This window comes from Streptoverticillium reticulum, from assembly GCF_047456005.1.
Taxonomy (GTDB): Bacteria; Actinomycetota; Actinomycetes; order Streptomycetales; family Streptomycetaceae; genus Streptomyces; species Streptomyces reticulum.
Map to the genome: position 1 here is coordinate 2,881,337 of NZ_CP179755.1, position 24,917 is coordinate 2,906,253.

The window sequence follows — 24,917 nt, forward strand, 5'->3', positions numbered from 1 at the left end:
CGGCCCCGCGGCTGCACGGTTCTTCCCAGGCCCCGTCATCCGGAAACGCGTTCGAGCCGCCGGATGCTGTTCCGGTTGGCCTCGACCTCGTCCCACGGCACCTCGGCCAGCCGGTCGGTGAGTTCGTGCCAGGCGCGCTGCGCGTCGCGGTAGGCGGTGAGGGCGGAGCGGTGCAGCCCCATGCCCTCCAGGACGGTGCCGTACCGGTGGGCGGCCCGGGCCGCGACCAGGTACGCCTCCTCGGTGCGGGCCTCCCCCGCGGCGGACGCGAACGCCGCGGCCGCGTCGGCCTGCGGCACCGCTCCGCGGGCGGACAACGCCAGCCGCGCCTCGCCGAGTTCGAGCCACGCCTCGGCCCGGGTGAGCCCGTCCGGCGCGCGCCGGGCGGCCTGTTCCAGCAGGTGGCAGCTCTCGTACAGGTCGGGCAGGAACCCCTGCCGCCCGAACCGCAGCACCAGCGCCCGCCCGAGCAGCAGTTGCGTCCGCGACAGCAGGGGCGACCGCCCCGGGCTCATGGCGAACGCCTCCCGCAGCACGGCCTCGGCGCGGGCGGCCGTCTCCCCTTCCCCGGGGTCGGCAGGCTCCTGGGCGGTGGCCGGCAGCGGCGCCACCGGCGTGCCGTGCGGAGGAGTCGACAGGTCCGGGCCGCGGGGCGGCGGAGGAGGAGGCGCCTCGGCCGCGGCCCGGCGCAGCAGGGACTCCCCCCATTCCGTGAGGAGTTCGCAGCGCTGCACGCTGTGCCGGTCCGTCAGGGCGACCGCCGCCGCATAGGCCTCGTCCGACTCCGCCGGTGCCCCGGCGGAGTCGTGCGCGCGGGCCTGTTCCGTCAGGCAGGTCAGCCGCTGGAGGTCGTCCGCGGCCAGGTCCGCGGCGCGGGCCAGGACGGCGAGGGTCCCGGGCGCGGGGGCCTGCGCCAGGCGCAGCGCCCGGGCCAGGTCCAGCAGGGCCGCGCAGCGCCGGCCGCCCGGGGCCTCCGTGGTGTCCAGGAGGTCGCAGGCGATGCGGAGTTCGGCGGCGGCCTCGTCCGCGTGCGCGGCGCCCAGGTCCAGCAGGACGCGGCCCAGGCGCAGGTGCCGGACCGGGCGGCCGCCGGGCAGGTCGCGCAGGATGCGGGCGGCGGTCAGCAGGTGGTGGTCGCCGCCGTGCTGCTTCCAGCAGGCGTGGTGCGCAGCGGCCAGCTCCAGGGCCGCCTCCGTGTGCCGGGGGCTGCCCGTCGGGGTGTGGCCGTGGACCTCGTCCAGCAGGTCGACGGCCTCCTCCAGCACGCTGCGGCACGCCTGCGCGTCGCCCCGCACCGACTCGGTGCCCGCGAGGGCCAGCAGCACCTCGCCGAGCACGATCCTGGCCCGTATGCCGTCGGCGTCCCCCTCGCCGCCGAGCGGGGCGCCGGCCGCCGGGCCCGCCAGGGTGCGGGCACGGTGCAGCAGGGTCGGGTCGGCCTGGACCCGCCACAGGCGCAGCAGCCGTTCCGCCTCGCCCACGGGGCCGCCGCCCACCGGCACGGGCCGGTACCAGCGCACCACGCGGGCGGGGACCTCCGCGAACAGCTCGGGCTCCGCGGCCCCGGGCACCTGCCGCCCGGGGTCCGGCGCCGCGAACTGCGCGCCTGCGAGCTGGGCGGCCGCGAGGGCGGCGAAGTTGCGCGCGCCCTTGCCGAAGTGCCGTTCCACGTACTCCGAGCAGTGCTTGAGCACCAGCGCCGCCGCGCTGCGGTCCAGGGTGCGCAGCAGCATCTCCCGGACGCCGTCGGCGAATTCGTACCAGTACGAGGCCGCGTCCAGGCCGGGGAAGGCGTCGTCCCGCGGGTCGGGCAGGCGCTGCAGCAGCCCGCTGAGCAAAACTTCGGCCAGTTCCATGGGGCCGGTGTCGGGCAGCATCGCGCGCTGCACCACCTGCATCACGGGCAGCGTCAGCGGAACGGCGGCCAGGTGCACGGCCAGGCGCAGCGCCCCGGGCGAGGCGCCCGCCCGGAACGTCCGGAGCAGCTGGTCGGCATCGCGGCCGGCGGACCCCGGCGGCACCGGCCGGGCCGGGTGGTCGGGCAGCAGCCAGCCCGCGGCACCGTGCACGGCCGTCCGGCCGGGGCCGGACAGCAGCCGTGCCCAGCTGCCCAGCGCCTCGCGCGTGGGCAGCAGCACGGGCACCGGCAGCGCGCCGGGGCCGGGCAGCGGGCCGTAGCCCTCGGACGCGAAGCCCAGCCGGCCGCCGGGCCCGGGGTCGCGCACCAGCGTCCCGCCGCCCGCGGGCAGCGCCGTCCGCGGCCACAGCCGTGGCGGCAGGGGCTGTACGACGGCCAGCGGCGAGCTCAGCGACCAGTGGTGCAGCAGCCGTTGCGCCCGCCCCTCCTGCCACAGCGGCCCCACGCAGTCGCTGACGACGAGCGTGAGCCGCTGCCCGGTGGGGTCGCGGAACTGGTCCGCGGGCCGCGGCCGCTGGCGGCGCGCCGCGGCGGGCGAGGCCGAGGTGCCGACGAGCGGCGTGCCGTCGTCGGCGCGGTGCAGATAGCGCACCTGGACGTCCCGGAAGACGCCCAACTGGGCGCAGGTCTGGCGCAGTTCCTCCAGCGTCCGCTCCCAGACCGCCATGGACGGCGAGGCGTCCATCAGCAGCTGCATGGACGCCGCCCGCCGCCCGCCCCGCCGGAAGACGGGGTGCAGGACGCCGGTGCAGGCGCCGCGCTCGGCGGTGGCGTCCTCGTCCAGCGGTCCCCGGGCGCGCGCCGCCGCCGGCCGGTAGCCGCGCAGCGGCCGCAGCGCGCGCTGCAGGCCGAGCAGCCCGGGCAGCGAGGCGGCCATCGGGACCCGTATCGGAAAGGCGTCGACGCCTCCGCCGGTGCGGCCGCCGCGGGCGGCGTACAGCTGGACGGGACCGGTGCGTTCGGCGAGCCGCGACGCGCCGGAGCCGTCCGCCGGCGGTTCACCGTTGCCCGGCCCGGGCGGGCGGGACGGCGGGCCGTCGACGGCCCTGTGCACACTGCCGTCACTGCCGTCGACGAACGCGGAGCGCGGCGGCTCCGTCTCCGCCCGGTCCCCCGGCTCCGCGGGGGCCGGGCCCGTCCACTGGGCCAGCCACACCGCGTCCGCGAGCTCCTCCGCCGTGAGCTCCCAGGATGCGGCCCGCAGCCGGGCGACCAGCTGCCCCAGCGGCTGCTCGGGGGGCGGCGCCGTCATCTCATTCACCTCGGACGGTCGAGTGGCTGCATCAGCATTTCGGCGAGCCGGTCCCGCGTGACCCGTTCGGTGCGCGGCGCGTGCTGGGTGAGGAAGAGGGCGTTCAGCAGCTGGTCGGCGGCGATGACCTCGCCCGGCTCGCGGTCCAGGAAGCGCTGGATGAGGGCGTCGCCGTCGGTCACGGCGTCGTCCCCCAGGTGCGCCCGCACCATCGCGGTCAGCTGCTCCTCGCCGGGCGGTTTGAGGTCGAGCTGGATGCAGCGCCGCAACAGGGCGGCGGGGAAGTCGCGTTCGCCGTTGGAGGTGAGGACGATCAGCGGGAAGGTGGTGCAGCGCACCCGCCCGCCCTGGATCGCGGCCCGCCCGCCGTCGTCGGTCAGCACCTCGACCTCGGGCTCGCGGTCGGCGATCCGCTCCAGCTCCGGAAGGTGGAACTCCCCTTCCTCCAGGGCGTTGAGCAGGTCGTTGGGCAGGTCCAGGTCGCTCTTGTCGAGCTCGTCGACGAGCAGGACGCGCGGCTGCCCGGCCGGCAGCAGGGCCGTGCCGAGCGGGCCCAGGCGGACGTACGAGCCGATGGAGCGCCGCTCCCCGCCGTCGCCCCCGGCCCGTTCCAGCTGGACGTCCTGGAGGCGGGCGATGGCGTCGTAGTGGTAGAGCCCGTCGCGCAGCGTGGAGCGGCTGACGATCGGCCAGCGCAGCACCCGCCCCAGTCCCAGCTCGTAGGCCACGGCGTGCGCCAGCGTCGACTTGCCGGTGCCCGGGTTGCCCGTCACCAGCAGCGGACGGCGCAGATAGAGCGCGGCGTTGACGGCCTCGACCTCTTCGGGGCGCGGGTGGTGGTTCTCCACGAGCCGGCGCAGCACCCCGAGCCGGCGTGCGGCGCTGGGATCGGTGCCGGCCCCCGCGTCGGGCGCCGTCGCGGCGAAGTCCCGCCAGGGCGGGGGCGGCGGCAGCCGCCGGATCCCGTCGTGCGGCAGGCCCGCCCCTCGGTAGATGCGCCAATCGTTCACGCGTGGCTCCTCACGGCTGATGGTGACCTCAGGGGTGTCCGATGGGCCGGCGCCGTTCCCCGACCGAAGGTACCGGCCGCCGCAGCCGCGCGCACCGCCATCACGACGCCCCGGGCCACGTGCCGGGGGCGTACAACGGCGTGTCGGGCAGCGGCGGATGGTCCGGCGAGTCGAAGAGCAGGGCGATCGACTGCGCCCACTGCGCCCCGGGGTCGGGCTCGTCGGGATCCCCGCAGGCGATGCGGAGTTCGCGTATCCGGTGGTGCAGCCCCTCGGCCGAGCCGGCCTCGCTCACCAGCCGGGACACCCGGTCGTGGAAGTCGGCGCAGTCGTGGTGGTCCGGGGCGCAGCGCCGCCAGATCGCCACCGCGTGCCCGGCGGCCAGCGCCGCCTCCATCGCGGTGGCCCCCGCGCCCCCGGCCACCTCGCCGCAGTAGACCGGCACCGCCGTGTCGGCCGCGAACGACAGCCTCCGGTACGTCGCGTGCCCGGTCTCCCGGCGCGGGCTGTCGTGGCCCGGCTCCGGCACCTCGTTGCGCAGCGAGACGGCCGTCATCGGGCCGGAGGCCGCGGCCTTCCAGCGCCGGCGCCACTCCGGTATCGCGGGGAAGTCGCGGCGGCGCCGGTCGCGCACGACGACCACGCGGCGCTGCCCCAGCGGCATGGTGTGCGGGTCGATGCCCGAGGCGGCGCGGCCCGGCGGGGTCAACTGCCAGGAGTCGAGCGGCTCGTCGAACAGCTCGCGCGGCAACACCACGTGCAGGGCGGCCAGATGGTCCCCCACGTCGCCCAGGCTCAGCGCCTGGGCGATCGGCTCGCGCAGCGCCTCGCGCAGCCCGGCCCGGGGCACGCCCTCCTCGTCGGATGTCAGCGGGGTCACCAGGTCGTCCTCCAGCAGGAGTTTGACGCGCCAGGGGTAGCGGCTGCCGTAGAGCACGGGGTCGACCTCGACGATCACGTCGGCGCGGGCGCGCGCCGGGGACGCGGCCGGCTCGACGGGCCGCGCCGGGCGCTTGCCCAGGTCGACGGCGTCGGACCGGAGCGGGCGGAGCGGCACCGGCCCGTCCTGGCCGTCGGGCGCGCCGCCGTGCAGGATGTCGTCGATCTCCCACCGTATGACGTCGGTGAGCGGCTCGGCGTGGTTCTCCAGCCAGGCGCTGACGTCGCGCAGCAGCTGCACGTCCACCGGCGGACCCGGCCGCCCCGGCCGGCCGAGCTCCGCCACCACCAGGGCCGCGTACAGCAGCACGGCCTCCAGCTCCAGGTCCCGCCCGGGACCGCGGCCCGCCTCGCCGCCGCCGTCGCCGTCGTCGCCGCGCAGGTCGTAGAGCAGGCCCACGCCCTCGCGCCAGCTGCGCGGGTCGTGCTCGACCCCCGGCTGGTACGGCCCCTGGATCACCCGGCGCTTGGCCCGGTCCACCAGCGCCATGACCTCGGCGGGCGTGCCGGGCGGCGGCAACTCGGCGAGCCGGGCGAAGAGATGGGCGCGCAGCACCGGGGTGAAGCTGTCGGCCGCGTGCAGGCGCCGGTCCTGCTGCAGGCCCGTCCAGCTGCGCATGCCCAGGGTGCGGTAGCGCCGTAAGTGGTGGCGGTCGTGGGCCCGCACGACGGAGTGCAGCAGACTGCGGCCCGGGGCGTCGTCGGCGATGCGGCGCAGCGCCGTGATGGGCACGGCCAGGCCCGCGGTGTCCTTGCCGCGGCCCTTGCTCACCCCGATCACCGCGCCGCGGGCGGTGTCCACCACGGGCCCGCCCGAGCAGCCGGCCACGGGGATCTCGCCGCGCAGCAGCATCGCGTTGCCCTCGCTGCCGTCGCCGCCGGTCGCGGTGCCCACGCCGAAGCGCAGGGCCAGCTCGCCCGTCTCCAGCGACCAGCCGTGCAGGCTGACCGGGGCCGGGACGATCGTCGAACGGTCGCTCAGCCAGAGGCACTCGGCGCCGTCCGCCTCAGCCACCTCCACCAGGGCGAGGTCCGGCAGGGGCCAGCGGCGGGGCGGGGACGCGGGGTCGGCCGGCACGGGCAGCACCAGCGCGACGCGGCCCTGCACGGTGTGCTCGTCCGCGTCGGTGATGTCGATGGCCGTACCGCCGCCGAGCACGCCGCCACCCCCGTTTCCCACCACATGGGCACAGGTCAGCACCCACCCGGGCGCGATGAAGAAGCCACTGCCCCAGAACCCGGTGCCGCTTCGCTCATACCCGCCGCCCGGCGTGGAAATGCGTACGACCGACCGGCGCGCGGGGCCGTCCCAGGCGCTCAAGGAGCAGCCGGGGTCGCGGCGGCGAGCTCCGCTCGTTCCGCCTGGTTCCAGGTGAGCCGCACCGTGATCGACGCCCGGCCCTCGCCGTCCGCGAGCAGGCTGATGACCTTGCCGGCCTTGGCCGACAGCTCGATCCCGAACTCGACCTCGACCTCCTGCGGGGCCGCTGCCGCGAGGCCCATGCGGAGCGAGCCGACGACGCCGCGGACGACGTCGGACAGGCCGTCGGTCATCTCGGCGACCCTGCTCACGGCGCTGGAGTCGGCGTAGCCGCCGTCCTCCGCCGCGTCCTCGTCGAGTTCGTGCGCGTCCGTGATCCGTGCCCAGACGACGGTGCCGTCGTCCAGCCGGACCTGAGTGATCCCCTGAGCCACGCGTCCCACCCCCCGCTAGCCGCGATGATGCAGCAGGCTAGTCGGGACCTATCCTGGCTCTCTACCCGTAATGCGTGACGAGCGCCGACTATCAATGACGGAGAGTGCGTTGTACTTCACCGACCGCGGCATCGAGGAGCTGGAGAACCGGCGGGGCGAGGACGAGGTCACCCTCGGCTGGGTCGCCGAGCAGCTCCGCACGTTCGTGGACCTCAACCCGGACTTCGAGGTGCCGGTCGAACGTCTCGCGACGTGGTTGGCGCGACTGGACGACGAGGACGACGACGAGTAGTCGGCTTCGCCCGCGCCCCGTCAGGGGCGCGGGGAACTGCGCGAGCAAGCACGGCGGACCCGCAGCCGACGACGAAGCGGGGCGCGGGGCGCAGCCCCGCTCAGTCCCGGTCCCGCCGGGCGCGCCACGTGTCGTACGCGATCGTGAGCGCCCCGTCGGCGCAGAGCAACGCCCCCGCCAGCCGGACCCGGGGGCGCCGTCGCCCCCACAGCAGCAGCCCGGCGCCGACGGCGACTTCGGCCACCCCCAGCGCGCGGGCCCGCGGCCCGCGCACGGCGGCCCGCCACCCCGGCCACTCCACCGGCTCCGCCTCCGGCAGGGACCCCGCCGCGGCCCGCAGCCGCTCGGCCCCGGCGCCGGGCGCGAGCCCGGTGCCCAGGTGCAGGCCCGCCCGCGACAGCACCGCGATCAGCCCGAGCACCCGCGCAGCGGCATCCGCGTCGGAGTCCGCCTCCGTCAGCCGGTCGAACGCCTCGGCGTCCAGCACCGGATCGAGTCCGAGCCGCGCGCGCAGCGCGGTCATCGCGTCCTCGCCGCCCAGCGGGGTGCCGTCCGCGAGCCAGGTGTAGCCGACGGTGCGGCGGAAGCCGGACGCCACCACGAAGCCCGCGCCCTGCTCGTCCCACCACAGCCCGACCGCCGGCCAGGTCTCGGCGACGGTCAGCGCGTGCGCCCAGTCCGCCGTCATGGCGGCGATCTGCGAGCCCTCCTCGCGCCAGGCCTCCTCCCCCGGCACCAGTACGCTCCACCCCTCGCCCGCGGGGGCCAGGAGGAGCGGTTCGCGCAGCAGCTGCGCGGAAGGACGGACGCGGTCGGGCTCGGCCCGGCAGAGCAGCAGAACCCCCGCCGCCCGGCTGTGATCAGTTGCGGACATGCGTCAACGCTAAGCCACGGGGGCGGCACTTGACTTCCAGTGACCGCGATATATCGTGTCTTGTGAGACGCGATATGTTGCGTCGTCGGTCAGAGGAGGCCCGGAATGCCCACCCAGTCGAAGTGGTCACTGGCCACGCCACAGAAGCTCACCTTCGACGAGCCGGTCACGGCCCTGAAGGCGCGCGTCGTGGGCGGCACGGTCAATATCGTCGGCACGGACTCCGGGCCCGCCCGACTGGAGCTGACGGAGATCGAGGGTCCCCCGCTCGTCGTCACCCACACGAGCGGCACGCTCACCGTCACCTATGACGACGTGCCCTGGACGGGCTTCCTCAAGTGGTTCGACCCCAAGGAGCGGCACCGCAGGGTCGTCGTCACGCTCACCGTCCCGACGGCCACGCCCGTCGACGTCGGCACCGTCTCCGCGGGCGCCGTCGTCTCCCGCACCGCCGGCGACGCCAAGATCGCCACCGTCTCCGGCGAAGCCACCCTCGTCGGCCTGACGGGCACGGTCCGGGCCGACACGGTGTCCGGCCGCCTGGAGGCCCAGTCGCTCGGCGGCGAGCTCCGCTTCAACTCCGTCTCCGGCGACCTCACGCTGATCGAGACCGAGGGCGGCACCGTCAAGGCCGACTCCGTCAGCGGCGACATGCTCGTCGACCTCTCCGGCACCGCCGGGACGAGCCCCTCGCTCACGCTCACCAGCGTCTCCGGCGAGATCGCGATCCGGCTGCCGCACCCCGTCGACGCCGAGGTCGAGGCCAACACGGCCAGCGGCCCGGTCTCCTGCGCCTTCGAGGACCTGCGGGTCGGCGGGCAGTGGGGCGCCCGGCGCATCACCGGCCGGCTGGGGACGGGGAACGGCCGCCTGAAGATCACCACGGTGTCCGGCGGCGTGGCCCTGCTGCGACGGCCGGCGGAGTCCACGGAACCGGGCCCGGGCCCGGCGGAAGGGAAGGTGCTCTGATGGCCCCCGTCTTCGCCCACGGCCGGCTGCGGCTCTATCTGCTGGGGCTCCTCGACGAGGCGCCGCGCCACGGGTACGAGATCATCCGGCAGTTGGAGGAGCGCTTCCAGGGGCTCTACGCGCCGTCGGCCGGCACGGTGTACCCGCGGCTGGCCAAGCTGGAGACCGAGGGGCTCGTCACGCACGCGACGGAGGGCGGCCGCAAGGTCTACTCCATCACGGACGCCGGGCGCGCCGAACTCGCCGACCGGCAGGGCGAACTGGCCGAGCTGGAGCTGGAGATCCGCGAATCCGTCGCCGCACTGGCCGCGGACATCCGCGAGGACGTCCGCGGCGCGGCCGGGGACCTGCGGCGCGAGATGCGCGAGGCCGCACTGCGGTCCCGCGCGGGCAACGGGGAGGCGATGATCTCCGACTACTTCGCCGGCGCCAAGGAGGAGTTGCGGCGCGCGAAGGAGGAGTGGAAGGAGCAGGCCCGGCGGGCCAAGGAGGAGAGCCGGCGCGCCCGGCAGGCGTGGAAGGACGCCGGCCGCGAACTTGAGCGCCTGCTGGACCGGTTCCGCGACGAGGTGCGGGACACCGCCCGGGACCACGGGGTGACGTCCGATCAACTCGCCGAGGTGCGCGCCCACTTGGCGGAGGCGGCGGCCGGGATCGGCGCCGTGCTCAGCCAGGGGCGGGGCGGGAAGGAGTGAACCGGCGGGCGGTGAGCTCCTTGTTCGGCAGGAACCGGCCCGCGGCGTCGACCGCGCAGTACCCGCCCCCGTAGCACCACGTGTAGCTCGCCCAGCCGGAGGCGTACCGCTGCATCGACGCCAGCGCGTCGCGGTAGAACCGCCGCATGTGCGGCAACTCGCTGCGGGGCGAGCCCCATTCGCCCACCACGACGGGGACCCGGTGCTCCCGCCCGTACCGCACCACCGCGGTCTCGTACCGCGCGAGCCAGCCGGAGGCGGGGTCGTAGTCCCGCCCCGCCTCCATCGCCGCGTCGTACAGGTGCGGCGCGTACACCACCTTCGGGTCGGCGATCCGGCCGAGCCCGGTGGGCAGGCCCTCGCCGGCGGCGGGGGTCGGCTCCACGAACAGCCAGTGCCCTCGGTCCACCCGGCGGACCGCCGCGGCGATACGCCCGTACATCGGCGTCAGTTGCGTGGCCTCGATCCGGCGCGCCGCCGCGGGGAGGTCCTCGCCCGGGCGCAGTTTTCCCATCGGCTCGTTCATCAGGTCGTAGCCGAGAACCGCCGGGTGCCGTGCGAATCGCCCCGCCAGCACCTGCCACATGCGCGCCTGCGCATTCCGCAGATCCGCATCCTGGTAAAGGTGCTCGAACGCGGCCTGCACCGCGGGCTCGTAGTACTCGGAGAACCAGTCGCCGGGATGTGGCGTATACGGCAGGCCGTCCGTGCGCGTGGCCCATTCGGGAATGCCGCGGTGACCGCCGAAAGCCGGTCCGTAGACGTCCTGATGGGCATCCAGCACCACATGGAGGCGATATCGGGCGGACCAGTCCAGAATGCGCTCGATACGGGCGAGATATCGCTCGCTGTATTGCCCCGGGGCGGGTTCCAGGTCGTCCCAGAAGACCAGCAGGCGGACGAGGTTGAATCCGTGCGCGGAAAGGTCGCGGAAATGACGTTCCGTGATGTCCCGGAGGGCGTCGGGGCCGCGGTGGGTCTTGTCCTCGACGTTCCAGCCGCGCAGGACGAGGGGGCGGTGGCGCGCGTCGGTGAGCCGCGGAACGGGGTCCCCTGCCGGGGGCCGGGCGGCCGTCAGGGCCAGCACCGCCGTCAGGGCCGTCGCCGCCACGACCGACCGCATACCGCGCACCGGCGCCTCCTCAGCGTTCCGCTGAACCCGCGGTCCTCCGACTGCGGGCCGTCCGTGGCTGGTCGCGCCCACGCGGCGGAGCCGCATGATGCAGGGCTGCCCCGCGCCCTTTACGGGGCTCAGGTGGTCAGGACCACCTTCCCGAACAGGTCTCCGCCCTCCATCTTCGCGAAGCCCTCCCGCGCCCGGTCAAGCGGCAGGACCGAGTCGATCACCGGCCGGACGCCGGTCGCCGCGCAGAAGGCCAGCAGGTCCGCCAGTTCCTCCTTCGTGCCCATCGTCGAGCCGACGACCTTGAGCTCCAGGAAGAAGATCCGGGTCAGCTCGGCCGCGGGCGGGTTGGGCCCGCTGGTCGCGCCCGAGATCACCAACGTGCCGCCGGGCTTGAGGGACTTGACCGAGTGCGACCACGTCGCCGCGCCCACCGTCTCGATGACCGCGTCCACGCGCTGCGGCAGCCGCGCGCCCGCCTCGAAGGCCCCGACGGCGCCCAGCTCCAGGGCGCGCGCCCGCTTGGCCGCGTCGCGGCTCGTCGCAAAGACCCGCAGCCCGGCCGCCGCGCCCAGCGCGATGGCCGCCGTGGCCACGCCGCCCCCGGCGCCCTGCACCAGGACGCTCTGGCCCGGCCGCACGCCCGCGTTGGTGAACAGCATCCGGTAGGCGGTCAGCCACGCGGTCGGCAGGCAGGCCGCCTCCTCGAAGGACAGCTCCTTCGGCTTCAGCAGCACGTTCCAGGCCGGCACGGAGACCCGTTCGGCGAACGTGCCCTGATAGCGCTCGGTGAGGATCGAGCGGGGCTCGTCCGGGCCCACGCCGTGACCGGTCTGGCCGATGACGGAGTGCAGGACGACCTCGTTGCCGTCCTCGTCGATCCCGGCCGCGTCACAGCCGAGGATCATGGGCAGGGCCTTCTCGGACAGGCCCACACCACGCAGCGACCACAGGTCGTGGTGGTTGAGGGAGGCGGCCTTGACGGTGACGGTCGTCCAGCCGGGCCGCACCTCGGGCTCGGGGCGCTCCCCCAACTCAAGGCCGTTCAGCGGCTGGTCACGGTCGATGCGTGCGGCATAGGCGGCGAACATGATCCGAACCTAGCGGGGTGCGCGTCCGCGGCGGAACCGTACGCGGGTGTGACACGCGTCCCCCGCGCCCCGAAAGGGGCGCGGGGAACTGCGCGAGCAAGCACGGCGAACCCGCAGCCGACCAACGGCGTTACCGCCCGGCAACCCCGTCCTTCCGCGCGGCAAGCGCCACGGCTGCCGTGACGGCCGGCGCGACCCGCGGGTCGAACGGCGACGGAATCACGCACTCCGCACTGAGCTCGTCGGCCACCACGGCGGCCAGCGCCTCGGCCGCCGCCAGCTTCATGCCCTCGGTGATGCGCGTGGCCCGCACCTGCAGCGCACCGGCGAAGATGCCGGGGAAGGCGAGGACGTTGTTGATCTGGTTCGGGTAGTCGCTGCGGCCCGTCGCGACCACGGCCGCGTACTTGTGGGCGACGTCCGGGTGGATCTCCGGATTGGGGTTGGCCATCGCGAAGATGAGCGCGTCGTCGGCCATCGTGGCCACGGCGCTCTCCGGGACCGTGCCGCCGGAGACGCCGATGAAGACGTCCGCGCCGTCGAGGGCCGTCTCCAACGTGCCGGAGATACCGGACCTGTTGGTGAAGCCGGCCAGCTCGCGCTTGACGTCGGTGAGGTCCTCGCGGTCCCGGGAGACGATGCCCTTGCGGTCGCACACGGCGACGTCGCCGATGCCGGCCTCGACCAGGATGCGGGCGATGGCCACGCCGGCCGCGCCCGCGCCGGAGATGACGGTGCGCAGGTCGCCGAGCTCGCGGCCGGTGAGGCGGGCCGCGTTGCGCAGGGCGGCGAGGGTGACGACGGCGGTGCCGTGCTGGTCGTCGTGGAACACGGGGATGTTCAGGCGCTCCTGGAGCCGGCGCTCGACCTCGAAGCAGCGCGGCGCCGAGATGTCCTCCAGGTTGATGCCGCCGAAGGAGGGCGCGAGCCGGGCGACGGTGTCGACGAGTTCGTCGACCTCGCGGCAGTCGAGCGCGAGCGGCACCGCGTCGACGCCGCCGAACTGCTTGAAGAGGATGGCCTTGCCCTCCATGACGGGCAGCGACGCCTCGGGCCCGATGTCCCCCAGGCCCAGCACCGCGCTGCCGTCCGTCACCACGGCGACGACCTGGGACTTCCAGGTGTAGTCGTGGACGAGCTCGGGCTGCTCGGCGATCGCGCTGCACACCTTGGCCACGCCGGGCGTGTAGGCGAGGGACAGGTCGTCCCGGTCCCGGACCGGGACCGTCGCCCGGATCTCCATCTTGCCGCCACGGTGCAGTGCGAAGGCCGGGTCGAAGAGCTCGTCGTGAGCGTCTCCGTCCTGCCGGCCGCTGTCGCTCCGAGGATTCACAATCTCCGCTGACACTGTTGTTGACCCCTTTGTCGTAACTGCTGTCGAGGGTAGCCGCCCCGGGATACGGGGCGGGTGGGACGCCGCGTCCGTGACAGGGGTGGTACGGACGCCGGGCGCGCGCTGCGACGGCGCGCCCTGAGCCCCGGGTGAGGGGTCCCCGGCCTTTCTACCGGATGAGTACGGCGGCGGACGAGCGAGTTCCCGGGCGTTCTGCGGGTATGGGCGAATCCTCATGACAAAACCATGCCAAGTGCGACCGGTTCCTTACTGACCAGTAGCGCATGCGGACGGCCCGTTATCCGATTTTGATATAGCTGGGCCCCCGAATGGGGCACTCCGGATGGCAAGATGCGCAGACCGCACGAGGTTGCGACCGCACAGCAGGTGCGCCGGGCCTCTTCGGTACCCCTGTGCACCCCGGGTAACGCGTTACCGCTTGTGAACCACATGCAGTGTTGACCAGTCGGCGATCCCCTCACCCGCAGGAGGAACCAGCAATGACCGCAAGCTCCACCCCCCGCCCGGCTGCCGCCAGGAGTCGTTTGGCCGCGGCCGGCGCGATCGCGGTCGCCGGCGCCCTGCTGCTGACCGGCTGCGGCGACCAGCGAGGCAAGTCCGGCAGCGGTGGCGGCGAGGCCACCGGCAAGGCCTCCTCCTCGGCGCCGCTCTTCGCCAAGCTCCCCAAGTCCGTCCAGGACGCCGGTGTGATCAAGGTCGGCTCCGACATCGCCTACCCGCCGGTCGAGTTCAAGAAGGACGGCAAGACCGTCGGCATCGACCCGGACATCGCCGCCGCGCTCGGCAAGCAGCTCGGCGTGACCTTCGAGTTCAACAACGGCACGTTCGACACGCTGCTGACCGGCCTGCGCTCCAAGCGCTACGACATGGCGATGTCCGCCATGACCGACACCAAGGACCGGCAGGAGGGCGTCGACTCCAAGACCCAGAAGAAGGTGGGCGAAGGCGTCGACTTCGTCGACTACTTCACCGCGGGCGTGTCGATCTACACGAAGAAGGGCGACACCAAGGACATCAAGTCCTGGGACGACCTCTGCGGCAAGAAGATCGCCGTGCAGCGCGGCACGGTCTCGGACGACATGGCCAAGTCCGAGTCGGACAAGTGCGAGAAGGCCGACAAGGGCAAGATCGGCATCGAGGCCTTCGACACCGACCTGGAGGCCCAGACGCGGCTGAAGGCCGGCGGCGTGGACGCCGTCTCCAGCGACTTCCCGGTCGCGGCCTACGCGGTCAAGACCTCCGGCGGCGGCAACGACTTCGAGATCGTCGGCGACCAGGTGGAGGCCGCTCCGTACGGCATCGCCGTCGCCAAGGGCAACACGCAGCTGCGCGACGCCCTGAAGGAGGCGATGGACGCGATCATCAAGAACGGCGACTACGCAAAGGTCATGAAGACCTGGGGTGTCGAGGCCGGAACGATCAAGGAACCCAAGATCAACGGCGGTTCCTGACCTTCCTTTCCCTCGTACTGACCGCTGAAAGGTCACATCCATGACTGACTCTCCAGAGAAGCCGGAGCCGGGAAAGCCGGAGAAGGAGAAGCCGGACGCCGCGCCCGGGGCTGTGACGGCCACGGCCTTCGAGCCCGAGGCCATCCGGGCCATCCCCGTGCGGCACTACGGGCGTTGGATAGCCGCCGCCGTCGTGATCGTTCTGCTGGGGCTGCTGGTCAACGCCTTCGCCTCCGCGAACGTCCACTACGGCGCCATTCCCGACTACCTCTTCGACTCCTCCGTCGTCTCCGGCCTCGGCAAGACCGTCCTCATCTCGCTCCTCGCCATGCTGCTGGGCCTCGTCCTCGGCATCGTGCTGGCCGTGATGCGGCTGTCCAAGAACCCGGTGACGTCCTCCGTCTCCTGGCTCTACATCTGGTTCTTCCGGGGCACCCCGGTCTACGTCCAGCTGCTGCTGTGGTTCAACCTCGCGCTGATCTTCCCGGAGATCAACCTCGGCCCGATCTACCGTGACTACATGAGCTCGTTCATGACGCCGTTCATGGCCGCGCTGCTGGGTCTCGGGCTCAACGAGGCCGCGTACATGTCCGAGATCGTCCGGGCCGGCATCCAGTCGGTCGACGAGGGCCAGACCGAGGCCGCGCACGCGCTCGGCATGAGCCAGGGCAAAACGCTCCGCCGGATCGTGCTGCCGCAGGCCATGCGCGTGATCGTGCCGCCGACGGGCAACGAGTTCATCAACATGCTCAAGACCTCGTCGCTGGCCGCGAGCGCCGCACAGTACCTGGAACTGCTGCGCTCCACCTCCGACATCGGGCAGACCACCGGTGCCACGGTGGAGATGCTGTTCCTCGCCGCCACCTGGTACCTGATCCTCACCAGCGTCTTCAGCGTCGGGCAGTTCTACCTGGAGCGGTACTACGCACGCGGCTCGCTGCGCAGCCTGCCGCTCACGCCCTGGCAGAAGATCAGGGCGAACCTGGCCAGTCTGGGCAGCCGCACCAAGGGAGGCGTCAGCGCATGAGCGCCATGGTCAAGGCCGAGGGCGTCCACAAGTCCTACGGCGCCACACAGGTCCTCAAGGGCATCGACCTGGAGGTCGCACCGCGCGAGGTGTTCTGCCTCATCGGCCCCTCGGGTTCCGGCAAGTCGACCTTCCTGCGGTGCATCAACCACCTGGAGAAGATCAACGCCGGCCGGCTGTACGTCGACGGCGAGCTCGTCGGCTACCGGCAGAAGGGCGACAAGCTCTACGAGCTCAAGGACAGCGAAGTCGCCCAGAACCGCCGGGACATCGGCATGGTGTTCCAGCGCTTCAACCTCTTCCCGCACATGACCGCACTGGCCAACGTCATGGAGGCCCCCGTCCAGGTCAAGGGCGAGACCAAGTCGGTCGCGCGGGAACGGGCGATGAAGCTGCTGGACCGGGTCGGCCTCGCCGACAAGGCCGGCAACTACCCCTCGCAGCTCTCCGGCGGCCAGCAGCAACGCGTCGCCATCGCACGGGCGCTGGCGATGGAGCCGAAGCTGATGCTCTTCGACGAGCCGACCTCGGCCCTGGACCCGGAGCTGGTGGGCGACGTCCTGGACGTCATGCGGGGCCTCGCCGAGGACGGCATGACGATGATCGTGGTCACCCACGAGATGGGCTTCGCCCGTGAGGTCGGGGACTCGGTCGTCTTCATGGACGACGGCGTGGTCGTCGAGTCGGGCGCGCCGCGCGAGGTGCTGACGAACCCGCAGCACGAGCGGACGAAGTCGTTCCTGTCGAAGGTGCTGTAGCGCCCCGAAGGGGGTGCGCCCCGAAGGGGGTGCGCCCCGAAGGGGCGCGGGGAACTGCGCGACAAGCCCCCACCGGCCCGCAGCCGACGCACCACCCCAGGGGTCCGGGGCGAAGCCCCGGGGGCATCGACTGCGGGCGCGTCGTGGCTGATGGCGCAGTTCCTCGCGCCCCTGACGGGGCGCATAGCGTCACTTCAGCGCCAGCACCATCGCATCGGACGGCGAACCCCACACCGTCCGCGCCTCGCCGAAGCCCGCCTCGCGCAGCGTCGCCGCATGCCAGCCCGCGGCGGGGGTGTCGCCGTCGGCGTGCTCGCCGTAGATCCGGAAGCGCTCGGCGGTCGGCTCGGCAAGGACCGGGTCGGCGGCCGCGAGCTGCCACCAGTCGCGCCAGTCGAGGGCGCCCGCGGCCCGCGCCCGCTCCTGGCGGGCGTGACGCAGGGCGCGCTCGGCCTGGTTGATGCGCGGGGTGGCCGGGTCCGGCATGTGGTCGGCGTTCATGAAGACGCCGCCCGTGCGGACCACGCCCGCGATCTGCCCGTAGAGGACGCGCAGGTCGGTGGAGTGCAGCCAGTGCAGGGCGGTGGCCGTGAGGACGGCGTCGTACTCGCCGTGCGGCAACCGGTCCGTCCAGTGCGGGTCCTTGAGGTCCGCCGTCACGAACTCCACGCGGTCGTCGCCCTCGAAGGTGCCGCGGGCGATGGTCAGCAGCGCGGGGTCGAGGTCGATCCCGGTGACCGTGGCCTTGGGGAAGCGCTCCAGCAGCCGCTGGGCGATCGACCCCGTGCCGCAGGCGAGGTCCAGGACCCGGGCCTCGGCTCCGACGCAGGCCTCGACCATGTCGAGCATGACCCGGAACCGCTCCTCGCGGTCGGGCAGGTACCACTCCTGCTGCCGGTCCCAGCTGGTCTGCCAGGCGTTCCAGTCCGGGGCAGTTGCCATGGTCTCGGACGCCATGGTCTCGGACGTCTCGGACATCTTTCAGCTCCGCTCGTCGGATGCGCCGCGGCGACGCGGTCGCACATGCCTACGGGCCGGGCCCCTGCAAAGCGAACGTGTGTAATACCCTCGAAGCAGGACCGGCCATTACTGATCGATGCCCCGCACCATAGACCTCGCCGCGTAAGGACCACAAGTGGAACTGGCTTATTACTCGGACTACGCCGTGCGCCTGGTCAACACCGAAGAACCCGCACGCGGCACCGACACCCTCACCTCACTCGACGCCGTCCGCGAGCTCTGCGGATCCAGCACCCAGATGGCCCGGCGGCTCACCGACGGCGACCTGACCCGGCTGCGCGCGGTACGGGTCCGGCTGCGCGCCGTCTTCGAGGCGGCGGACGAGGGCGACGAGGTCCGCGCGGTGGACCTGCTCAACGCGCTGATGATGGAGTTCCCCGTCAGCCCGCAGATCTCCGGGCACGAGCACCGCGACGAGGACGGCCGCCCCAAGTGGCACATGCACATCGCCGACCACGCGGCCAACGCCGGCGCCTCCTACACCGCCACCGCCTGCATGGGCCTGGCCGTCCACCTCACCGAGCTGGGCGTCGACCGGCTCGGCATCTGCCACGCCGCGCCCTGCCGCAACGCCTACCTCGACACCTCCACCAACCGCTCCCGCCGCTACTGCTCGGACCGCTGCGCCACCCGCGCGAACGTGGCCGCCTACCGGGCCCGCAAGCGCCTGGAGAACGCCCGCTCGGAGACCGTCCCCCGCAGCGGCCGCACCGCCGAGGCCGCCCAGCGGACCCAGGCCGCCACCGACCGCTGACCCCGCTCCGGCGGCCGGCGCAGCCGCAGCCGGGCCCGGGCCACCACGAGCTCCTCCGGCACCGCCCCGAACTCCCGGCTGTCGTTCTCCACCAGCGGGTTGTCCCCGGTCACCCACCAGCCGCCCGCGCGCCGCTCGACGGCGCGCTTGACGATCAGCAGGTCCTGCCGGAACGGGTGCCGCAGCACCACCACGTCCCCCGGCCGCACGGCCGCCCCGTACTGCACGAGCAGCTGGTCCCCGGGGTTCAGCGTCGGCACCATCGACGGGTTGTAGACCTCGGCCAGCCCGATCCGCAGCAGCCCGCGACGCTCGCGGTCCAGCTCCTGCCCGCGTTCGTCCAGTCCCACCTGCACCACGGCACCTCCGTCGTCCTCTCCGTCCACGGTCCCAGACTGACACCGGCCTTTTGACCCAATCCCCCCGGGCCGCCCGGGAAAAGCCTTCCCGCACCGAGTAATCTCGCACCCGAGAAGACGATCACGAGGAAGGACAGCACATGCTTTCCCGCCTGTTCGCCCCCAAGGTGAAGGTCAGCGCCCACTGCGACCTCCCCTGCGGCGTGTACGACCCGGCCCAGGCCCGCATCGAGGCCGAGTCGGTCAAGGCAGTCCAGGAGAAGTACCAGGCCAACGAGGACCCCCACTTCCGCGCCCGCGCCGTCGTCATCAAGGAGCAGCGCGCGGAGCTGGCCAAGCACCACGTCTCGGTGCTCTGGAGCGACTACTTCAAGGCCCCGCACTTCGAGAAGTACCCCCAGCTGCACCAGCTGGTCAACGACACGCTCAAGGCCCTGAGCGCGGCCAAGGCGTCGACGGACCCGAAGACGGGCGAGAAGGCGCTGGAGCTCATCGCCGAGATCGACAAGATCTTCTGGGAGACCAAGAAGGCCTGATCTTGGCTTATACCGGTTGACCTGCGATTTCTTCGATCGCCCGGTCTACCTGTCCGCACCCGGTCCGCAAACCGCCGAGCACGGCGTCCATGACGGACCGGGTGCGGTCTTCTTCACCCGGCCACAGATGCGCGTAGATCCGCAGCGTGATGACGGCGGATGCGTGGCCGAGGACCAACTGCACCTGCTTGACGCTCGCTCCACCCGCGATGAGCGCGGAGGCGAAGAAGTGCCGCAGGTCGTGGGTCACCATGTGCGGCAACTCGACGGGCTTGCGCCCCTCGCGTCCGGCCGCCTCGTTCTCCGCCTTCTGCAGGGCCCGGCGGGCGCAGTTCCACTCGGTCTTCCAGCGGCGGTAATTGAGTGGCTCGCCCTCCTGCAATCGCGTCCTCGCCGACCCCGCCTGGACTGCCCTGACCACAACCCTCGCCCGTGCCGAGACCGCCGGCCACAGCCCCCGGCGCCTCTTGGCGGAGGTCGGCACCCAACGAGAACTCGACAGTGCTGAGCACCCTGCCGAGGTCCTCAACTGGCGCATCGCCACTCAGCCGAGCAGGCGCGCACAAGCGGCACGCAGGCGAAGCACCGTCAACGGCACATTCGGCGCCCCAGCGCTTCACAGAGTCCTGACATGGTGGTGAACACGAAGGCCGAGGAACACGGACGACATCGATAGCGGTGCATGCCTGCCCAACGATGGCGGAGATGCCGAACGGCATCTCCGCCATCGTTCGTTCAGGCAGTCGGGCCTGTGACCTGCATGAGGAAGTCGGTGTTCGCCTTCACGTCATGTCCGAGGGCCGGAGCGTGCCGGGGAAGCTCGCCGAGGAGGTCGAGCAAGGGCCCGGTGCTGGGAATGTCGGCGGGGAGGAGCCCGAAAACGTCCGGGTAGCGGTCCTCGGTGCCTGCGGTGAAGAAGTCACCGGCCTCCACGCTTCGGTCCTCGTCGAGAAGGGCGGACTCGGTGCCGGGAGTGATGCGGGGGAAGAGGAGGTGGGTGGCGCGTCCTTCGGTGGCCAGAGTCAGGCCGAGCCAGGTGTGGAGCTGATCGGGAAAGAACTGGGGCTTGAGCTCCTTGCCGGACTCCTTCCACAGGGGTGTACGGCTGCCGGAGTTGAGGGCGTCAGTGACCTTCTGGTGCTGGGTGGGGTGGAGCTGTTCGCCGCTCTGGAGGCGTTCGCGGACGGTTTCGTACCAGTCGAGGGCGTCCAGGAGCCCCAGGCCGATGGCAGCGGCCGACGGCCAGGGCAGGACCCGCAGCCGATCGTCCTCGCGGCGGATGAAGACGCGGTCGTTGGCCAGCAGCTGCCAGCCGGCGCGGGCCAGGAGAAGGGCGGTGGTGGTCTTGCCCGCACCCTTGTCCCCCAGGGTCAGCACGGTCTGCCCATCGCGGACGACGGCGGAGGCGTGCAGGATCGACCAGCCGTCCGCCAGCAGCTGTCCGCGGACGACCTCGCGGGCGAGGCGAGCAGTGGCCAGGGCAACGGGGACGTCCTCGCAGCCGTAGATGTGCAGAGGCCCGCCGGGCTCGGCCCGGTAGACAAGTTTGTCATCGGGCTGAGCGGCGACCACGGTGCCGTCGTCGTCCCGGTCAACGAGCATGCGCGAGTTCGCGTAGACGGTCTCCTCATGGGAGTGGTCAGCCACGCGCTGAGCGATCTCGGCGACCCGGTCGGCGTTGACATCGGCGATCACCGCTGCGTCGGCGTCCGGGGCGGTGCTGGTGGCATTCCACCAGGGGCCGAAGTAGCGAAGAGCCCAGTCGGTGACCATCGGGCGGTTGCTGGTGACGGTCGCGGCCTGGGCGGCCGTGGCGATACGGACAGCGGTCTGAGGCACTGCGGTCTTCTCCTTCGTCTCGGAATGTGCAGGGACGTACAGGCGGGCCAGAGGCTCGTAGGCATCACGGAGCTTGGCGTCGGCGACAATCAGCTGGCGGGCCTCGGCGGCGTCCAGCCGAGGGAGGCACACGGTCGGGGCTCCGGCGGTGAAGCGCAACGGAATTCCCCTCCACCGCCCCTCGTGGTTGACGCATAGCTCCGTCACCGTGTCGTCCAGGCCCAGGCCCGCGCGGAGGGCAGCGATCACCGCCCCGGCGGGCCCGCAGCGGGTGCGGCCCAGTCCCGCGTTGATCCGCCGGGGACGGTCGGTCATCTCGTCGCGGACCTGCCGCAGGGGTACCGGCACGGGCAGGCCGCCGACGTGGGTAGCCGACGCGCACACCACGGCCTGGTCTCCGTGCTCGCCGATCACGTGGCCATCCACGGCATGTGGGAGCACATCCAGGAGGCGAGCGAGGGCGAGGCGGTAGCGGGCAGTGTCGGTGTTCGAGCCGACCCCGTAGACGCGGGGGCAGCCGGAGACCTCGGCGAACAGGCGGGTGAGGACATCGACGGGGTTGGTCACCATGACCACGAGCCCCTGGTAGTGGGCCAGTTGCCTGGCTAGGTCGACGATGACAGGGGCGTTGGCGTTCAGGCCAGCCATCCGGACGTCCGTGCGGGCGGTGTTGGTGAAGTCGGCCCGTGGGCAGACGACCACTGCTTCGCAGGAGACGAGCTGTCCGGCGTTGGTGACGTGAACAGCTCGGACGGAGGAGGCGGTGACCTGGCACATGTCCTCCAGATCGGTCACCAGGGCCTGGGCCGAGAGCCCGGTGCGGGAAACGACGCGGACGGACTCGCACCAGCCTCCGGCCGCCAGCAGCATGGCCACGCTCTGGCCAACGGCCCCGGCGCCGATCACTCCGACCGCGCCGACCGACGGCGCCGTCACCGGTCGGCCGCCTTCGCCGCGTCGGCCAGGGCGAGCCGCCACACCGCCCGCGGGTCCGTCCCGGCGAGCAGGTTTGCGGTGGTGCGGTCGAGCAGGGTGCACACCGCCACGGCCTGACGGGTGATCTGGCAAGCGTGCTCGGGAAGGGGCAGATCAGCCGGGCAAGTCAGGTAGGTGCTGAGGATGTTGGTGGTGTCCATCAGCCACAGCACCACCAAGTGCTTGATCCATACGGCTCGCTCATCGGGCCCGAGGTCGGCCGTCATCGCATCGGCAAACACCTCGATGCCGCCAACGACTGCCTTGGCCGCCGCCCGGTCGGGAGAGGAAGCAGCCAGATTCAGCACGGTCCGCGAGATGAGCTTCGCCGCATCCGTCTGGGGCCGGCCACGGGCAAGTCCGGGGTCGAGGAAGACCGGGCGGCCCTCGGGGCCGTCGGGGAAGACCGCGTGGTCCGGCTTGAGGTCGCCGTAGACCACCGGCCGTAGCCCGGCTGCCGGAACCGGCCGCAGCCGCCGCAGCCTTCCCACCACGCCCGCAAGCACCTCGCCTGTCTCCCCCGCTTTACGCAGGTAGGTCGGGCCACTGATGCCGTTGAACTTGCGGTGGAAAGTCGCTCCGATGCCCCGTTCGACGATCGCCACCTCATCCACGGACCGGGCGACCACAGGCCGTTGGAGGCCTGTCAGCTCCACCAGAACACGGGTCATCAACTCACCGCTGCGGTGGGGTTCCTTGGCCAGCAGGTCGGCCAGCGTCGGGCCCGTGACCTGCTCAGTGAACAGCACCCCGCACTGGTGCCCAGCGACGCGACAGGCCAGCGCTCCGGCCTCTTCTCGCAGGATGTCCAGACCCCGGGCCTCCCGCTCCAGCAGAGTGCCCGGCGAGCCCTGGTAGGCCGCCTGGGCGGCCCGGACCTGGGCCCAGTCCCCGGCCGTGCCCCGCAGCACCGACACCAGCGACAGGCCCAGCAGCGAGACCTTGGCGAACAGGGCCCGCCCGTCCACCTGAACCCGGCGAACGTAGGCCGTCACGCTCGGCGTGTGTGTCCCGAGCCGCACCGCAGCCTCCGGCCACAGCATGGCCGCAGCCTGCTCGATCTGCCGGTCCGCGTAGGCGAAAACCTCTGCGACCGCCGGGGCGGCGCTCGATGTTCCCGCCATCTCAGTGGCCCTCCGATGCCGAGGGCGCCTCGCCCTCCGGCCACGACATCGCAACAGCACCGTTCACGCGGTGGGTGAGGTCGTGGCCGACGCTGACGGCCAGGCCACCAGCCGCCGCGAGCGTGCCGAGAGCCCAGATCCAGCCCAGCGTCACCCCTAGCCAGTCGCCGCAGGGCTTGCTGCCGCTGGTCGTACGGGACGTGTACGTCACCGTCGTCTCCTTCGGGGATGGGTGCAGCGGGCCGCCGACGCGGCGAGGAGACAACTGGTGGGCGCCGAGGGCCCGCTGCTGCTTCAGAGGCCGCCCGTCAGATCGGGCGGTGAACTTGTACATGCAGAAGCACGGAACTTCAGGGAGCCACCCGGATCAGAGAGGAGAGCCGGGATTACGGTCGGGCAGTTCCGAGCGGCTGCGATTAAGTGAACCGGCCGTCACGCACAGTGGGTACGGTGAGGGCGAGGCGAAGCGGTATACGCGGTTTACAGCCCCAGGACGGAGGAGGTCATGGCGGCACCCAACAGACCCAACGTCCTTTTGCGCGAGGTCATCGACGCGATCGGCTGCACCTACGACGCGCTGGCCAGGGACGTGCGCCGGATCGCCGCGGAGAACGGCGAGATCATCCACACCAACAAGTCGGCGATCTCCCACTGGGTCAACGGCAGTCGGCAGCCCACCAGTCAGACCGGCCACTACCTCGCGGAGGCCCTCTCCCGCCGGGCCAACCGCACCGTCACCCTCACCGAGATCGGCCTGCGCGATCCCGAGGTAGCCATCCCCGACGATCCCGATCCCGTCGTCACGGCTACCGACCTGGGCCGCGCGGACGTCGAACGGCGCCGCTTCCTTGCCGTGGCCGCCTTCACCACCGCAGGCGTGGCCATGCCGCTGGCCTACGACCATGAGGCCGCATCTCGCATGCTCCGCGCACGCACCGGCAGAGCCCTGGTTGGAGTGGAAGACGTCGAGGTGGTCCGCCAGATCACCGCTGCGTTCAGCGTGGCCGATGAACGCCTGGGCGGTGGCCACGGGCTGACCACCGTCACTGCCTACCTCGCCGACACTGCTGCCCCCATGCTCCGCGCCCGCTTCCCCTCCGACGCCTTACGCCGTGCCGCCTTCGGCGCCGTCGCCGAGCTGGCCTACCTCGCAGGCTGGAAACACCACGACCTCGGTCAGGAAGGCGCCGCCCAGCGCTACTACCAGGTCGGCTACCAACTCGCCTGCGAAGCCGACCCGCACGGCCACGCCGCCTGGATGATGCGCACCCTCGCCCACCAGGCCCTCAGCCTCAAGCAGCCCCACCACTGCGTCGACCTCGTCGAGGGGGCCCTCAGCTGCGGCCTCGGCCACGTCGACGGCCAGACCGAGGCGCTCCTCCACATCACCCACGCCCGCGCCTTCGCCGCCGTCGGCGAGAAGCCTGCAGCAGCCCGCGCCCTACTCTCCGCAGAAGGCGCCCTACTCCGCGATGACGGGCCCCAGCCCAGCTTCTCCCTCGTCAGCGGGCCAGCTGCCGGCACCGTCGCCAGCCACACTGCCCGTACGCTGACCGACCTCGCCGATCATGTCGGCACCGAGCAGCAGCACCGCGACGCACTCGTCCGCTGGGACCCCGAGAAGTACAAGCGCGTCCACGCCCTCACCTACGCCGACCTCGGCGACAGCCTCGCCGCCCAAGCGCGCGCCGACGAAGCCGTCGCCGCCTGGACCCAAGCCCTAGTCCTCATGGAAGGCATGACCTCCGACCGCACCCGCAAGGCGATCGCCTCGATCCGTTCCACCCTCGCGGTCTACCAACGGCGCAAAGTGCCTGGCGCCGCCGATCTCGCCCGTCGCGCCCGCGAGGCCCTGGCCTAAC

The 24,917-nt window shown here is 72.4% G+C and carries 21 protein-coding genes and 3 pseudogenes; 10 read left to right on the top strand and 14 right to left on the bottom strand.

From position 1 onward, the window contains the following. Positions 1-35: 35 nt before the first annotated feature. From ACMATS_RS12795 to ACMATS_RS12810, 4 genes are all read right to left on the bottom strand, one after another. Positions 36-3,170: an SAV_2336 N-terminal domain-related protein gene (locus ACMATS_RS12795; RefSeq protein ID WP_414167962.1), complete on the bottom strand. Its 3,135-nt coding sequence runs from the start codon at positions 3,168-3,170 to the stop codon at positions 36-38. 5 nt (positions 3,171-3,175) lie between these two features. After that, complete coding sequence (locus tag ACMATS_RS12800; protein WP_390776520.1) at positions 3,176-4,180, bottom strand: AAA family ATPase; 1,005 nt, start codon at positions 4,178-4,180, stop codon at positions 3,176-3,178. 100 nt (positions 4,181-4,280) lie between these two features. Continuing rightward, positions 4,281-6,491, bottom strand: coding sequence for a trypsin-like peptidase domain-containing protein (locus tag ACMATS_RS12805; RefSeq protein WP_414170708.1), 2,211 nt, complete (start codon positions 6,489-6,491; stop codon positions 4,281-4,283). Beyond that, on the bottom strand, positions 6,437-6,814 hold the full coding sequence (locus ACMATS_RS12810; protein WP_390776518.1) for a CU044_2847 family protein: 378 nt from the start codon (positions 6,812-6,814) through the stop codon (positions 6,437-6,439). The genes ACMATS_RS12805 and ACMATS_RS12810 overlap by 55 nt, the downstream gene beginning before the upstream one ends. Positions 6,815-6,923: 109 nt before the next feature. Between ACMATS_RS12810 and ACMATS_RS12815 the strand changes: the two genes are divergently transcribed. Next, a complete protein-coding gene (locus ACMATS_RS12815) occupies positions 6,924-7,106 on the top strand; it encodes a DUF6104 family protein (protein WP_358349821.1) in 183 nt (60 codons plus the stop codon). A gap of 100 nt (positions 7,107-7,206) precedes the next feature. On the opposite strand, the gene ACMATS_RS12820 is transcribed toward ACMATS_RS12815, so the two are convergent. Next, entirely contained in the window at positions 7,207-7,980 is a 774-nt protein-coding gene (locus ACMATS_RS12820; RefSeq protein ID WP_390776517.1) for a hypothetical protein, read from the bottom strand. A gap of 105 nt (positions 7,981-8,085) precedes the next feature. On the opposite strand from ACMATS_RS12820, the gene ACMATS_RS12825 reads away from it, so the two are divergent. Both ACMATS_RS12825 and ACMATS_RS12830 read left to right on the top strand, forming a co-directional pair. Beyond that, positions 8,086-8,949: a DUF4097 family beta strand repeat-containing protein gene (locus ACMATS_RS12825; protein WP_390776516.1), complete on the top strand. Its 864-nt coding sequence runs from the start codon at positions 8,086-8,088 to the stop codon at positions 8,947-8,949. Continuing rightward, positions 8,949-9,644 carry a PadR family transcriptional regulator gene (locus ACMATS_RS12830; RefSeq protein ID WP_390776515.1) on the top strand — a complete coding sequence of 232 codons (696 nt, stop codon included), beginning with the start codon at positions 8,949-8,951 and terminating at the stop codon, positions 9,642-9,644. Before ACMATS_RS12825 ends, ACMATS_RS12830 begins: the two co-directional genes overlap by 1 nt. Here ACMATS_RS12830 and ACMATS_RS12835 read toward each other — a convergent pair. From ACMATS_RS12835 to ACMATS_RS12845, 3 genes and pseudogenes are all read right to left on the bottom strand, one after another. Further along, positions 9,643-10,767 (bottom strand): annotated as a pseudogene (locus ACMATS_RS12835) (glycoside hydrolase family 5 protein); the annotation flags it as partial. The gene ACMATS_RS12830 and the pseudogene ACMATS_RS12835 overlap by 2 nt on opposite strands. A 128-nt stretch (positions 10,768-10,895) precedes the next feature. After that, entirely contained in the window at positions 10,896-11,858 is a 963-nt protein-coding gene (locus ACMATS_RS12840) for a zinc-binding dehydrogenase (RefSeq protein ID WP_414167963.1), read from the bottom strand. A 130-nt stretch (positions 11,859-11,988) separates the two neighbouring features. After that, positions 11,989-13,206: an NADP-dependent malic enzyme gene (locus tag ACMATS_RS12845; protein ID WP_390776513.1), complete on the bottom strand. Its 1,218-nt coding sequence runs from the start codon at positions 13,204-13,206 to the stop codon at positions 11,989-11,991. 485 nt (positions 13,207-13,691) lie between these two features. Here ACMATS_RS12845 and ACMATS_RS12850 point away from each other — a divergent pair, with 485 nt between their 5' ends. Genes ACMATS_RS12850 through ACMATS_RS12860 form a run of 3 tightly spaced genes read left to right on the top strand, consistent with a single transcriptional unit; the run spans position 13,692 to position 16,448 of the window. Beyond that, positions 13,692-14,663 carry an ABC transporter substrate-binding protein gene (locus ACMATS_RS12850; RefSeq protein WP_390776512.1) on the top strand — a complete coding sequence of 324 codons (972 nt, stop codon included), beginning with the start codon at positions 13,692-13,694 and terminating at the stop codon, positions 14,661-14,663. A 40-nt stretch (positions 14,664-14,703) separates the two neighbouring features. Beyond that, positions 14,704-15,690 (top strand): amino acid ABC transporter permease, encoded by a 987-nt coding sequence (locus ACMATS_RS12855; RefSeq protein ID WP_390776511.1) that lies wholly within the window; start codon positions 14,704-14,706, stop codon positions 15,688-15,690. Beyond that, positions 15,687-16,448: an amino acid ABC transporter ATP-binding protein gene (locus ACMATS_RS12860; protein WP_390776510.1), complete on the top strand. Its 762-nt coding sequence runs from the start codon at positions 15,687-15,689 to the stop codon at positions 16,446-16,448. The genes ACMATS_RS12855 and ACMATS_RS12860 overlap by 4 nt, the downstream gene beginning before the upstream one ends. Before the next feature lie 189 nt (positions 16,449-16,637). Here the strand turns inward: ACMATS_RS12860 and ACMATS_RS12865 are convergent, their stop codons facing one another. Further along, the gene (locus ACMATS_RS12865) at positions 16,638-17,426 is read right to left on the bottom strand and encodes a class I SAM-dependent methyltransferase (RefSeq protein WP_414167964.1); all 789 of its coding nucleotides are present in this window, start codon (positions 17,424-17,426) and stop codon (positions 16,638-16,640) included. Between the two features lie 157 nt (positions 17,427-17,583). On the opposite strand from ACMATS_RS12865, the gene ACMATS_RS12870 reads away from it, so the two are divergent. Then, positions 17,584-18,222, top strand: coding sequence for a CGNR zinc finger domain-containing protein (locus ACMATS_RS12870; RefSeq protein ID WP_414167965.1), 639 nt, complete (start codon positions 17,584-17,586; stop codon positions 18,220-18,222). Here the strand turns inward: ACMATS_RS12870 and sodX are convergent. Further along, the gene (gene sodX, locus ACMATS_RS12875; RefSeq protein ID WP_414170709.1) at positions 18,117-18,578 is read right to left on the bottom strand and encodes a nickel-type superoxide dismutase maturation protease; all 462 of its coding nucleotides are present in this window, start codon (positions 18,576-18,578) and stop codon (positions 18,117-18,119) included. The genes ACMATS_RS12870 and sodX overlap by 106 nt on opposite strands. 143 nt (positions 18,579-18,721) lie before the next feature. Here sodX and sodN point away from each other — a divergent pair, with 143 nt between their 5' ends. Beyond that, entirely contained in the window at positions 18,722-19,117 is a 396-nt protein-coding gene (gene sodN / locus ACMATS_RS12880) for a superoxide dismutase, Ni (protein ID WP_414167966.1), read from the top strand. A 7-nt stretch (positions 19,118-19,124) separates the two neighbouring features. Here sodN and ACMATS_RS12885 read toward each other — a convergent pair. Beyond that, positions 19,125-19,496: pseudogene (locus tag ACMATS_RS12885) on the bottom strand (tyrosine-type recombinase/integrase); the annotation flags it as partial. Between the two features lies 1 nt (position 19,497). Here ACMATS_RS12885 and ACMATS_RS12890 point away from each other — a divergent pair. Further along, positions 19,498-19,793 (top strand): annotated as a pseudogene (locus ACMATS_RS12890) (mobilization protein); the annotation flags it as partial. Between the two features lie 59 nt (positions 19,794-19,852). Here ACMATS_RS12890 and ACMATS_RS12895 read toward each other — a convergent pair. Genes ACMATS_RS12895 through ACMATS_RS12905 form a run of 3 tightly spaced genes read right to left on the bottom strand, consistent with a single transcriptional unit; the run spans position 19,853 to position 23,266 of the window. After that, positions 19,853-21,892 carry a lactate/malate family dehydrogenase gene (locus ACMATS_RS12895; protein WP_414167967.1) on the bottom strand — a complete coding sequence of 680 codons (2,040 nt, stop codon included), beginning with the start codon at positions 21,890-21,892 and terminating at the stop codon, positions 19,853-19,855. Further along, positions 21,889-23,055, bottom strand: coding sequence for a hypothetical protein (locus tag ACMATS_RS12900; protein WP_414167968.1), 1,167 nt, complete (start codon positions 23,053-23,055; stop codon positions 21,889-21,891). Before ACMATS_RS12900 ends, ACMATS_RS12895 begins: the two co-directional genes overlap by 4 nt. A 1-nt stretch (position 23,056) precedes the next feature. Next, positions 23,057-23,266, bottom strand: a complete 210-nt coding sequence (locus ACMATS_RS12905; protein ID WP_391151544.1) for a hypothetical protein — start codon at positions 23,264-23,266, stop codon at positions 23,057-23,059. 294 nt (positions 23,267-23,560) lie between these two features. Between ACMATS_RS12905 and ACMATS_RS12910 the strand changes: the two genes are divergently transcribed. Next, a complete protein-coding gene (locus tag ACMATS_RS12910; protein WP_414167969.1) occupies positions 23,561-24,916 on the top strand; it encodes a tetratricopeptide repeat protein in 1,356 nt (451 codons plus the stop codon). Position 24,917: the final 1 nt, after the last annotated feature.